The sequence below is a fragment of the Serratia bockelmannii genome (genome assembly GCF_008011855.1).
GTDB lineage: Bacteria > Pseudomonadota > Gammaproteobacteria > Enterobacterales > Enterobacteriaceae > Serratia > Serratia bockelmannii.
On record NZ_VOUX01000032.1, the window covers coordinates 16,581 to 28,515 of the forward strand.

Here is an 11,935-nt window from a genome sequence, read left to right on the forward strand (position 1 = left end):
AGAGCCGGCAGCGATGCCGGCTTTTTTATGCTTCCGGCGGTGCGATAAGCTGCCGCTCGAGACAGCGCCGGATCGCGTGTTTGGCGTTCGTGACCCCCAGCTTACGCACCGCATTGCCGATGTGAAACTTCACCGTACGGGTTTTGATCCCCAGGATCAGTGCGATCTCGTGGTAGGTTTTGCCCTGGCTGGCCCAATAGAGAATTTCCCCTTCGCGCGGCGAGAGTCGATCCGTCCGGTTCGCCTCGGCATTGGCCAATGTCAGCGCGTGCTGGTGGGTATCGACCAAGACCATCTGCAGGTTGGCCCTTTCGTCTTCCATCAGCTGCCGCAGTTCGGCGTCATCGGCCGCCGTCGCGCTGATCGACAAGATCGCCAGGTTGTTGTCGTGATCGTGCAAAACAAAGCTGCAGCCGTGCACGATGTCGTACTCCCGTGCCTGGCTGAAGATCTTCCGGTAATGCCGATCCTCGGTGGTGATTGGGGTGTCGTGCCACATAAAGGGCGCGCAGCGACTATGGGCGGCGCGCACGACGGGGTCGATGCGTTGATAGCGATTGTCGCTGTAGATGTTCAGCCATTCTTGCGGGTAGCTCGATACCAACAGATGGCGATCGGGATGGTGTTTGTTGAAGGTCAAATAAGCATATTTGAATCTGCCGAAGGCGTGCAGCCGGCTGTCCAGATGCAGTCTTGCGGCGACGGCGTTGGCGAATGTGACGGCCATCGGTAACCTCCCTGTCGTTCGGCGATTCAGCCCGACCTGCACCAAAGTCCAGCTAGTCAGTGCGGCGGATTGAAATTTATACTCGGCTAATAAATTCAAAAAGTCGGCAATGCCAAGACCTGAGCTTAGCAGTTCTGGGTATCAATAAGCCAACGCCAGGGAAATTCTTCAATCATCCTCTCATCAATACGTCTGGGAGCCATTGCGCCGGCGGCGAGGTCACCTCGCCGTCGTCTTATTGGTTGGGCATCGCTGCTGCGGGAATGATGGCGCCGCGATGTTGGATCACCGATGCGGCGAGCAGATGGCCGCGCTGCGCCGCCTGCTGGGCGCTGCCGCCGTTCAGGCGTACCGCCAGGTAACCGGCGCTGAAAGCGTCGCCTGCTGCGGTGGTATCCACCACGCGCTCCGGCGGCAGTGCGATCGCCGGTACCTCAAGCCGCTCTCCCTCCACGCTGAACACCAGGCAGGCCTCTGCGCCGCGTTTGATAACGATCTCGCCGACGCCGAGCGCCTGCGTGCGTGCCACCACCTGTTCAACCGGCTGCGCGCCCCACAGCAACGCTTCGTCATCCAGCGTCAGGAAGGCGATGTCGGTACAGGCCAGCACCTCACGGTAGGCCTGCTGCGTTTCCTCACGGCTTGGCCACAGGCGCGGACGGTAGTTGTTGTCGAAGATGACTAGACCACCGTTGGCACGGCAGCGGCGCAGCAGCGCCAGCAGCTTCGTGCGGTCGGCAGGCGCGAGGATCGCCAGGCTAATGCCGCTGAGGTACAGGTAATCGAATTGCGCCAATCGGTCGCACAGTGCGTCGGCCTGTGGGCCCGCAAGCCAATACCGGGCGGCTGCGTCGTTGCGCCAGTAGTAAAAGGTGCGTTCGCCGGCGGCGTCGGTTTCGATCACGTACAGGCCCGGCAGTTTGTTGTCCAACTGCTGAATCAACCCGGTTTCGATGTTCTCCTGCCGCCAGGCCTGCAGCATCTCGCCGCTGAAGCTGTCGGTGCCGAGTGCGGTGACGTAATGCACCTGCAGCGTCTGTTCCGGCATTTGGCGGGCAAGGTAGACGGCGGTGTTGAGGGTATCGCCGCCAAAGCCGCGCGTCAGCTGTGCGCCCTGCTGTGACAGCTCGATCATGCATTCGCCGATCACGGCGAGATTTCGGATAGTCATCGTCAATAAGCCCTGGCTAAAGAAGAAGCAACAGCCGCCAGTCTCCACGTAAGGCGGTCAGGGAGTCAATAAATTAAAACAGTGTTTTAATTTTTTATGATCGCGATCGACCAACGCCAACAGGGTGAAGAGGAAAGCCTGCGGTAATTCGTGCTTAAAGTTTTACGCGGCGCGGCCGATAAGCTGGGTAAAGAAACAGCGGCAGCGCTCTCACTTCCCCGCCACGGCGATAGTACCGATGATAACCAACCTGATCTCGGGTCTGCTGGCGCCCTGTTTTGCCCTCTATGCCTGCGCCAAATCGCGGCGCTACTGGCGGCAATGCCGGCGCTTGTATACCTTCCAGCCGATTTATCGCACCAGCGGCGCGTTGCTGGCGGTGGAACTGCTGACGGCGGTGTATCACCCTAATGAGCCGGACAAACGGCAATCCCCGGAACAGTATTTTGCCTCGCTCGGCGTCGCCCAGCGTTTGCGGGTGATCCAGGAGCAGTTGGCGCTGTTGCAGCGCTGGCAGGCGTTGTTCATTCGCCACGCGGTGATGGTGTCGGTCAATATCGACGGCATGGCGCTGCAAGCGTTGCAGCGTCATGACGCGTTGCAACGGCAGATCGCCGAGATGCCCTACCTGCGCTTCGAGCTGGTGGAGCAAGCCGCAACGGCGTCAAACCGCCCGTTACAGCAGATCGTCGGCGGCGAACGGCTGTGGCTGGACGATTTCGGCAGCGGGCTGGCCAACTTCTCCGCCGTCGGCGCCTGGCGCTATCAATACATCAAGGTGGCGCGCGAATTGTTCACCTTGCTCAAACAGTCGGAAGAGGGCGTACAGCTGCTCGGCACCCTGATCAAGATGATGAACCAGCACAGCGACGGGGTGATCGTCGAAGGCGTGGAAACCGAACAGGAGTGGCGGCTGGTGCAGCGTTCCGGCGCGTTGGCCGCGCAGGGCTACTATCTTTCCCGCCCGGCGTGCTTTGAAACTTTACACAGCGTACCGACGCTGTTCGCCGCGCCCGGCGCGCCGGCGTGAACTCCGGCCTATCCTCAGCTAGGCTTAAACGGGGCTGCTCATTCCTTTTCCTTTCATTCGGCAGCCCGGTTTATGTGCTGAGGGAGCCCTATGACAAGAACAGGAAAGGTTTTCAGCTGGCTGGGCGGCATTGTGCTGCTGGCGATCGCCGCGCTGGCGATCTTCATCGCCACCTTCGACTGGAATCGACTCAAGCCTACCATCAACGACAAGGTGTCGGCCGAACTGCGGCGGCCCTTCGCTATCCGCGGCGATCTGGGCGTCGACTGGTCGCGTAACCCTGAGGAGGGCGGCTGGCGCGCCTGGGTGCCCTGGCCGCATATTCACGCCGAAGACGTGTGGTTGGGTAATCCGAAAAACATCCCCGGCGACAGCATGGTGACGCTGCAGCGCGTCGACGCCAGCATCGCACCGCTGGCGCTGCTGAGGAAAGAGCTGCTGATCCCGCGCATCTGGCTCAAGCAGCCGAATGCGTCGTTGCAACGCCTGGCCAACGGCGACAACAACTGGACGTTTGACCTGGCTGCCGACCAGGATCCTAAGCAGCCGCCTTCAGACTGGTCGTTCAACGTTCACGATATCGTGTTCGACAAGGGGCAGATCGCTTTTAAAGACGCCACGCTGAAGGCGGATTTCCGCGCCGTCATCGATCCGCTCGGCAAACCGCTGCCGTTCAGTGAAGTGACCGGCAAACAGAGCGGCGCTAAGGTCGCTACACCCGATTATGTTTTCGGCTGGCAGGTGAAAGGCAAATATAACGGCGAGCCGCTGAGCGGCAGCGGCAAGATTGGCGGCATGTTGTCGCTGCAGAGCGCCGATCTGCCGTTCCCGCTGCAGGCCGATGTGCGCTCCGGCAGCACCCGGGTAGCGGTGGCGGGCACCTTGTCCGATCCGCTGAACCTCGGCGGCCTGGACGTGCAGCTGAAATTTTCCGGCGAAAGCCTGGGCAACCTCTATGGCCTGACCGGTGTGCTGCTGCCGAACACGCCGCCGTATGCGACCGATGGCCATCTGATCGCCCGCCTGCATCAGCCGGGCGGCGCCGTGTTCGAGTATCAGAAATTTGACGGCAAAATCGGCGACAGCGACATTCATGGCGACTTGAAATACGTTGCCGCTAAACCGCGGCCGACGCTGAGTGGCGCGGTGAGCTCCCGGCAGCTGAGGCTGGCGGATCTGGCGCCGCTGATCGGCGCGGATTCCAACGCTGCCAAAGCCGGCCGCGGCGAGAAGAGCCGCCAGCCGGCGGATAAGGTGCTGCCGGTTGAACAGTTCGATACGCAAAGCTGGAGCAAGATGGATGCGGACGTGAAGTTTGCCGCCGCGCGCATCGAGCGCGGCAGCGATTTACCGCTGAGCGATCTGGCCACGCACCTGAAGCTGAACAATGGCGAGTTGCGTCTGGATCCGCTGCGCTTCGGCATGGCGGGCGGCAGCCTGAACGCCGTGGTGCGCCTCGACGGCGGCAAAAAGCCGATGCGCGGCCAGGTAGATATGCACGCGCGCAAACTCCAGCTCAAACAGCTATTGCCTAACGTGGCGGCGATGAAGCGCAGCCTCGGGCAGATGAACGGCGACGCGAGGCTGACGGGCAGCGGTAATTCAGTGGCCGAGCTGCTGGCGACCAGCAACGGCGATCTGCGCCTGCTGATCAATAACGGGGTGATCAGCCGTAGCCTGATGGAGATCCTCGGTCTGAACGTCGGCAACTATCTGGTGGCGCAATTGTTCGGTGACGACGTGGTAGGCATCAACTGCGCGGCGGCGGACGTCGGCATCCGCAGCGGCGTCGCCGCGCCGCGGCTGTTCGTGTTCGACACCGAGAACGCGGTGATCAACATCACCGGTAACACTAACCTCGCCACAGAGCGGCTGGATTTATCCATCGATCCGGAAAGCAAGGGGATGCGCGTGCTGACCCTGCGATCGCCGCTGTACGTGAAAGGCACCTTCAAGCACCCGGACGCCGGGGTGAAAGCCGGGCCGCTGATCGCGCGCGGCGCGGCGGCGGTGGCGTTGGGGGCGGTGCTGACGCCGGCGGCGGCGCTGCTGGCGCTGGTCTCGCCCAGTGAAGGCGGCGAGGAGAACCAGTGCGGGCAGATCCTGCGGGAGATGAAAGGCAAAAAATAATCAGGCGCGCGGCGGTGGCGTAAGCAGCCGGCAGTCGTGATCCTGAATCTCTTCCGCCGAGGCCAGGGTGAACGGCAGCAGGCTGCGCTCGGTCGCCAGCAGCAGGAAATCGCCGTCCGGCAGCGCGGTCATCGCCAGGCCGAAGCTGCCCATGCGCCCGTCGGCGCGCGGCAGGCCGGCAGCCAACAGGCGGAAGGCGCCCTGTTGCTCCAGCTCGGCAGGGGTTACCCGCCGCCCCAGATAGTCATGTCCCAACAGGCCGCCGGGCAGCGGTTGCCATTGCTCGATGAAATCGGGGCCGATCTGCGCCAAGCGCTGTTTTACCGCCGGCAACAGGCAGGAGATATGAATGTGCAGCTGGTTTTGCGTGCGGCCATATTCCGAATTGATGGCCAGTGAAATATCACCGTCGTCGATGGGTTTGCCATAGCGTTCCGCCATCACGTGGCGCGCGCGCCAGGCCTGGGCGAAGAAATTCGGCGTGGCGGCATCCAGCACCGCCGGGCTTTCTATCCCGGTGATTTTGGCGCTGGGCATCAGCAGGTATTGCAGCGGTCCGTTGCGATCTTTAAACACCACGAAGCCGGCCTGCACATCCACCTGCTTGCAGGGCGCCGGGTTGTCATGCGCTTGCTGATTGGGCAGACATTGCTGGCTGACGATGCGCCACAGCGCATCGGGATGGTCGGGCTTCAACCCGTAATAGAGCGCGATGGCGAGAGCCGCCAGCAGCGCAACGCAGACAAATACCCCACGACGCAGAGACATCGGCCGATCCTGTTACCGAGATAAACATCCAGCATAGCCCGGTTTTATGACAGGAAACGAACAACGCGTGCGGCCCCCGCAGTGAGGGGGCCGCAGGGGATCACAGCGACTGGTGGCGGGTTTCTTTCATCAACAGCAGAGCCAGTAGCGTCAACCCGGCCATTGCCGCCAGGTACATGCCGACGTAGAACAGCCCGTAATGGGCCGCCAGCCAAGTGGCGATATAAGGCGCCACGGACGCGCCGAGGATCGACGCGACGTTGTAGGAGAACGACGCGCCGGTATAGCGCACTTCGGTCGGGAACAGCTCCGGCAGCAGTGCGCCCATCGGGCCAAAGGTCAGCCCCATGATGCTCAGGCCGCACAGCAGGAAGCCCATCACCAGCGCCTGGTTGCCGGAACCCAGCAGGGTCGGGAACAGGAACGCGAAGCCGATCATCAGCAGGGTAATGGCGATCATGGTCTTGCGGCGGCCGAACGCGTCCGCCAGCAGGCCGGCGATCGGCACCATCACGCCGAAACCGATCACCGCCACCATCAGCATCCACAGGAAGCTGTTGCGGGAGTAGCCGAGGCCCAGCGGCTGCGGCGCGGTGCCATAGGTCATCGAATACACCGTCATCAGATAAAACAGCGTGTAGGTCGCCAGCATGATGAAGGTGCCGAGGATGGTGGCTTTCAGATGCTTGCTCAGCAGCGTGCCGAGCGGCACTTTCACCTGTTTGCCGGCCTTGGCCACTTTGGCGAACACCGGCGTTTCATGCAGCGATACCCGAACGTACAGGCCAATCAGCACCAGCGCGGCGGAGAGGATGAACGGCACGCGCCAGCCCCATTCCATAAACTGCTGGTCGCTCAGCAGCCAGGAAAGCAGCAGGAAGGTGCCGTTGGCGAAGAAGAAGCCGATCGGCGCGCCCAACTGGGGAAAGGAGCCGTACAGCGCGCGCTTTTTGGCCGGCGCGTTCTCCGTCGCCAGCAGGGCGGCGCCGCCCCATTCGCCGCCCAGCCCCAGGCCCTGCCCGAAGCGCGCCAGCGCCAGCAGGATAGGGGCGAAGATGCCGATGGTTTCATAGCTCGGCAGCAGGCCGATCAACACGGTGGAAATCCCCATGGTCAGCAGCGAGGCGACCAGCGTTACCTTGCGCCCCACGCGATCGCCGAAGTGCCCGAACAGCGCAGAGCCGATAGGGCGCGCGACAAAGGCGACGGCGAAGGTGGCTAGCGACTGCAGCGTCGCGGTGGTCGGGTCGCCCTGTGGGAAGAAAATATGTGGGAACACGATGACCGCGGCGGTGGCGTAGATGTAGAAGTCGAAGAACTCGATGGCGGTACCGACCAGCGAGGCGACGATGACTTTCCCGCGGGAGTTCACCGGTGTGGACGCGTCGTCGGCGTCGAGTGGGGGTGCGATGGTGGCTTGCATAATATTTCTTATTGTTGGAAGGGGTAAAAATCCATCTTAGTGACAGCATTCCGCCTTTTCAACGCGGGAACTTTGGGCAATGGCCCCGCTAACCGGTTAAAAAGACTAATGTTTTATCTGGCTTCTTTTCTGCAGCGTTAAACGTTGAGAAATGGGTTTCATACAGAGGGAATGGCTGTAAAAACGGGAAAGAAAAGTGAGTGGGTAGTTTGTTATGCTGGTTTTCCGAATGTCATGCCGCATGATTTAGAGGGATTGACTGGGTTTTTGCTTATTAACCAGAGGAAAGTGCCGGCGTGTGCGATAACACCGGCACGATTGCATGGCTTCAGGGGGCCGGTGGCTCGCGTTCCGGTAAGGCTTTGTCGCCTTTGTAGTCGGCGGTAGCGATCCAGGCGGCACAAAACAGCGTCAAACGGGCGAAGAAGTAGAAGAACGCCATCAGCCCGATCACCGAGCCGAAGGCCGCGCCGGAAGGCGATTTCGCCACCTGCGGCAGCGTCATCGTCATCACGAACTTGATCACCTCAAATCCGATGGCGGCGAGCAAGGTACCGCGCAGCAGCGCTTTTTTCTTCGGTTTGTGGCGCGGCAGCATCCAGAAAATCCACAGGAACAGCAGATAGTTGGCGAAAATCGAGATCGACAGCGCGATCGTCGTCAACGCCGGCCGCAGCCATTCGATGCCGTCCAACCCCAGCGCGTTGACGATCGCCGCCTGTGCCGATCCGGCGACCGAGGTCAGCGACAGCGTAATGATGAGCGCGACCACCAGGCCGGTCAGCGAGATGAAGTCGCGGGTGTACTTGAAATAGATTTTCTCCTGATCCTGCGGATTGCGCTCCCAGACGTCACGCGACTGTGCGCGGATCGCCTCGCGCAGGTTGCCCATCCAACTGATGCCGGAATAGAGCGCCAGCGCCAGACCGGTCAACCCCACGGTGGTACGCTGCTGAATGGCGGTGTTGACGGTGTTCTTCAGCGTGCTGGCCAGCGTCGGATCGCTGATGCTGCCGACGATCCGGTTGATCAATCGGGCCAGCAGATCCGGGTTGGAGGCCAGCACGAAACCGGCGGCGGCGAATGACACCATCAGGATCGGGATCAGCGAGAGGAATGAAAAATAGGTGATGGCGGCGCCGAACTGGCTACCCAGCCGATCGTTAAAGCGTTCGGCCGCGCGCAGCAGGTGCGCAACGCTCGGCCAGGCTTTGATGCGTTCAATCAGACGTGAAAAACCACCAATGCGGCGGTCGAGGGTCTCATGGCCGGTCTTGATGGCGATAAGCGGCTTCGGCGGCGTGTCTTGTGCGGGCTGGCGGCGTTCCTGGTCTGGTCCTGTAGGCATTACTTCACGATTTCCTTAACGTTAAACGGCATGTATCCGTATTGATTATAGCCAAAGCCTCGCGGCGTTTTGAGCGCCGGGGCGGCAAACGGTCAATTTCCGAGCTTAACGCGTTAGCGCCTGGCATGAAATGCCGACGATGGCGCGATAGGTAAAATTCCTATGAAAAGCCCGTGGCGCCTCGGTTTTTTTCACTTCCCTACCTCCAATTTTTATCTGTTTCGTCGGCGAGAAAGCGTTTACTCATGATGTGGCGTCGCGCTTTACCGACCGCCGCTCCGCTGCAGCCGTAGGGGCTGGAACGGTCTCATCCGTCATCAACAGAAAAACTGGAAGGTCTTATGAAATTGCTTAATCACCCCACCTGCCGTCCGTTTACCGAAGCGGGCAATCTGTCGCAGCTTTCCGCCTACTATGAAGAGGAGAGGCATATCATGTGGATGCTGCTGCGCGCTGCGCCCCGCCCCTGCTTCAACCAGGCGCTGATCGAAGACATCATGACGCTGGCGCAGGCGGCGAAGGAGTCTTCGCTGCGATTCGATTTCTGGGTCACCGGCTCGCTGGTGCCGAACATGTTCAACGTCGGCGGCGATCTGCAGTTCTTCGCCGAAGCGATCAAAAACCGCAGGCGCGAGGCGATGATGGCCTACGCACGGGCCTGCATCGACTGTGTGCATGCCGCTGCGCGCGGTTTCGACACCGGCGCGGTCAGCATTGCCATGGTTGAAGGTAGCGCGCTGGGCGGTGGCTTTGAAGCAGCGCTGGCGCACCATTTCGTGTTGGCGCAGAACAATGCGCGCATGGGGTTCCCGGAGATCGCGTTCAACCTGTTTCCCGGCATGGGCGGTTACTCGCTGGTGGCGCGCAAGGCGGGCATGCGCTTGGCTGAGGAGCTGATTTGGGGCGGCGAGTCGCACACCGCAGAGTGGTTCGAGAGCCGCGGGCTGGTGGATCAGCTGTTCCAGCCCGGCGATGCCTATATGGCGACGCGCACTTTCATCGATACCATCCGGCCGAAGCTCAACGGCATGCGCGCCATGCTGCGGGCGCGTCAGCGCGTATTGCAACTGACGCGTTCCGAGCTGATGGATATTACCGAGGATTGGGTCCACTCGGCCTTTACCATTGAGGAAAAAGATCGCGCCTACATTGAGCGGCTGGTGATGTTGCAGGATCGCCACACCCTGAACCTGCGTCGTGCCGGCTAACGTTAACGCGCCCGCCTCACGCGGAAGGTGAGCGCGGGCGATAGGACTGCAGCCAATGCTCCAGCTGTTCCGGGAGCATTGGCCGCGCAAACAGAAAGCCCTGTTTTTCGTCCACGCCGACCTCGTCGAGGAAGTGGTTTTCGCTCTCGGTCTCCACCCCTTCGGCGATCACCCGGAAGGCCAGCGCCTCCGCCGCCGCGACGATCGCGCGTACCAGCGATTGTGATACCGGATTGAAATTCACCCCGCGCACGAAGCTTTTATCCAGCTTGATGGCGTCCAGAGGTATACGCGCCAGCTGCGCCAGTGACGAATAGCCGGTGCCGAAGTCGTCGAGATGCACCTGCGCGCCCAGTTCGCGTAGCCGGGTGATCAGCGCGCGCGCGCGGTTCTCGTCTTCAATCAGACTGCTTTCGGTCAGCTCGAAGTCCAGCAGACAGGGGGCCATGCGATGGTGGCGCAGCACCCCGAGCAGGTCGTTGACGATGCCGTCGTCGGCCAACTGCCGGGCGGAGAGGTTGACCGCTACCCGCAGGTTCAATCCCTGTTCTTGCCACTGCGCTGCCTGGCTGGCGGCGGTCTGCAGCACCCATTGGCCCAGCGGGCCGATCAGGCCGGACTCCTCGGCGTAGGAGATGAACTGCAGCGGCGGGATCAGGCCGCGCTCCGGCGAATCCCAGCGCACCAGCGCTTCCACACTGTGCACTTCGCCGCTGCGCGCGTCGATTTTAGGCTGGTAATACAACACCAGCTGATTTTGCTCCAGCCCTTTACGCAGATTGGTGTCCAGCCACATGTATTCGGCGACGCGTTTGTTCATCTCCGGCGAGAAGACGGTATAGGTGCGTTTGCCGTGCTCCTTGGCGACGTACATGGCGGTATCGGCGCTGCGGATCAGGCTGTCGAGATCGTTGCCGTGCTCCGGGCACAGCGCGATGCCGATCGAACAGCCGGTATACACCTCAATCAGGCCGATGCGGAAAGGGGTTTTCAGCCTGTCGATAATGCGCTGCGCCAGCGTTTGCAGGCGCTCGCGATCGGTTTGCGGCGCCAGCACCAGAAATTCGTCGCCGCCGAGGCGGGCGAGCACCTGATCCGGGCTCAGGCAGCCGAGGATCGCCAGCGCGACTTCGACCAGCAGCCGATCGCCGAACATATGGCCGTAGGCGTCGTTGACCTTTTTGAAGTTGTCGAGATCGAGGTACACCAGGCCGAAGCTCTCTTCGCTGCGCGTAGCGATGGCGTGGTTGATCTTATCCTGGATGGCGTTACGGTTAGGCAGGCCGGTGATAAGATCGGTGTTGGCCAGCACCCGCAGCCGTTCCTGCGCACGGCGTTCTTCGGTGATGTCGGTGCCGGAGCAGATCAAAAACACCTCGTTCTTGCCGCTGCCGCTGTGCACGAACTTATTGCGGAACAGAAACAGCCGTTCGCCCTTGACCGTTTTTACCCAACGCTCCACCTCATAAGACGATCCGTTGCGGAAGAAGCCGGCGATGTTGCGCCGCGAGGCGGCGGCTTCTTCCGGGCTCATAAACAGCTGGAAAACGTTTTTGCCGATCACCTCGTGTTCGTGCAGCCCGGTGTACTCCTCGCTCAGCCGGTTGAAACGCTGAATGCGGCCGTGCTGATCGACGATCACGATCACCGAGTTGGCTTCGGACACCACCTGCTCGGCAAAGGAGAGGCCGTGCACCAGATCGCGCGCCACGGATGGGGTATCGCTGAAGGCGGAAGCGGTGCCCGCCCATTCGAGGTTGTTGACGCGGCGCCCGACCAGATGCAGATGCAGCGGTTCGCCGGCCAGCGTAATGGTCAGCTCAAGGCTGGCGGTTACGCCGCTCAGACGGCGAATTTTCGCCGCGTCCATGGCGCTGAGTGCCACCGCGACGTGGGCTTTGCCCTTAACGGCGGACAGCTCCAGGGCATTGCTGTCAAACGCCAGCCGCCAGTGGGGGCTTTGGGTGCCGAAGTGGGCGTTAAGAAGCTCAGGGCCTTGGTCTGCGGGCATGATGATTCCTCAAAAGAGCACGGGCGGCCGGTCGGCGCAGCTCCGGGCAGCCTGTTGGCCCGAAAGCGATCGCCGTACGCATCTGTGCATCATATAACAGGTTTTTGCAGGCGGGACGG

At 61.4% G+C, this 11,935-nt stretch carries 9 protein-coding genes; 3 read left to right on the plus strand and 6 right to left on the minus strand.

Features of this window, described 5'->3' with window-relative positions; all coding sequences use genetic code 11:
• Positions 1 to 25 precede the first annotated feature (25 nt).
• Both FOT55_RS15725 and kdgK read right to left on the minus strand, forming a co-directional pair.
• The gene (locus FOT55_RS15725; protein WP_049294981.1) at positions 26 to 727 is read right to left on the minus strand and encodes a LuxR family transcriptional regulator; all 702 of its coding nucleotides are present in this window, start codon (positions 725 to 727) and stop codon (positions 26 to 28) included.
• A 235-nt stretch (positions 728 to 962) separates the two neighbouring features.
• On the minus strand, positions 963 to 1,898 hold the full coding sequence (gene kdgK, locus FOT55_RS15730) for a 2-dehydro-3-deoxygluconokinase (protein ID WP_147823693.1): 936 nt from the start codon (positions 1,896 to 1,898) through the stop codon (positions 963 to 965).
• Positions 1,899 to 2,136: 238 nt separating this feature from the next.
• On the opposite strand from kdgK, the gene pdeH reads away from it, so the two are divergent.
• Entirely contained in the window at positions 2,137 to 2,928 is a 792-nt protein-coding gene (gene pdeH / locus FOT55_RS15735; protein ID WP_043142934.1) for a cyclic-guanylate-specific phosphodiesterase, read from the plus strand.
• A gap of 90 nt (positions 2,929 to 3,018) precedes the next feature.
• The gene (locus FOT55_RS15740) at positions 3,019 to 5,058 is read left to right on the plus strand and encodes an AsmA family protein (RefSeq protein ID WP_147823694.1); all 2,040 of its coding nucleotides are present in this window, start codon (positions 3,019 to 3,021) and stop codon (positions 5,056 to 5,058) included.
• Here the strand turns inward: FOT55_RS15740 and FOT55_RS15745 are convergent, their stop codons facing one another.
• From FOT55_RS15745 to yhjD, 3 genes are all read right to left on the minus strand, one after another.
• Positions 5,059 to 5,826 carry a CDP-diacylglycerol diphosphatase gene (locus FOT55_RS15745; RefSeq protein WP_025304633.1) on the minus strand — a complete coding sequence of 256 codons (768 nt, stop codon included), beginning with the start codon at positions 5,824 to 5,826 and terminating at the stop codon, positions 5,059 to 5,061.
• 100 nt (positions 5,827 to 5,926) lie between these two features.
• Complete coding sequence (locus tag FOT55_RS15750) at positions 5,927 to 7,249, minus strand: MFS transporter (RefSeq protein WP_004929985.1); 1,323 nt, start codon at positions 7,247 to 7,249, stop codon at positions 5,927 to 5,929.
• A 328-nt stretch (positions 7,250 to 7,577) separates the two neighbouring features.
• A complete protein-coding gene (yhjD, locus tag FOT55_RS15755; RefSeq protein WP_025304632.1) occupies positions 7,578 to 8,597 on the minus strand; it encodes an inner membrane protein YhjD in 1,020 nt (339 codons plus the stop codon).
• Between the two features lie 341 nt (positions 8,598 to 8,938).
• Between yhjD and FOT55_RS15760 the strand changes: the two genes are divergently transcribed.
• A complete protein-coding gene (locus FOT55_RS15760; RefSeq protein ID WP_025304631.1) occupies positions 8,939 to 9,805 on the plus strand; it encodes a crotonase/enoyl-CoA hydratase family protein in 867 nt (288 codons plus the stop codon).
• Positions 9,806 to 9,821: 16 nt separating this feature from the next.
• On the opposite strand, the gene pdeR is transcribed toward FOT55_RS15760, so the two are convergent.
• Positions 9,822 to 11,816, minus strand: a complete 1,995-nt coding sequence (pdeR, locus tag FOT55_RS15765) for a cyclic di-GMP phosphodiesterase (protein ID WP_043142947.1) — start codon at positions 11,814 to 11,816, stop codon at positions 9,822 to 9,824.
• Between the last annotated feature and the right edge of the window lie 119 nt (positions 11,817 to 11,935).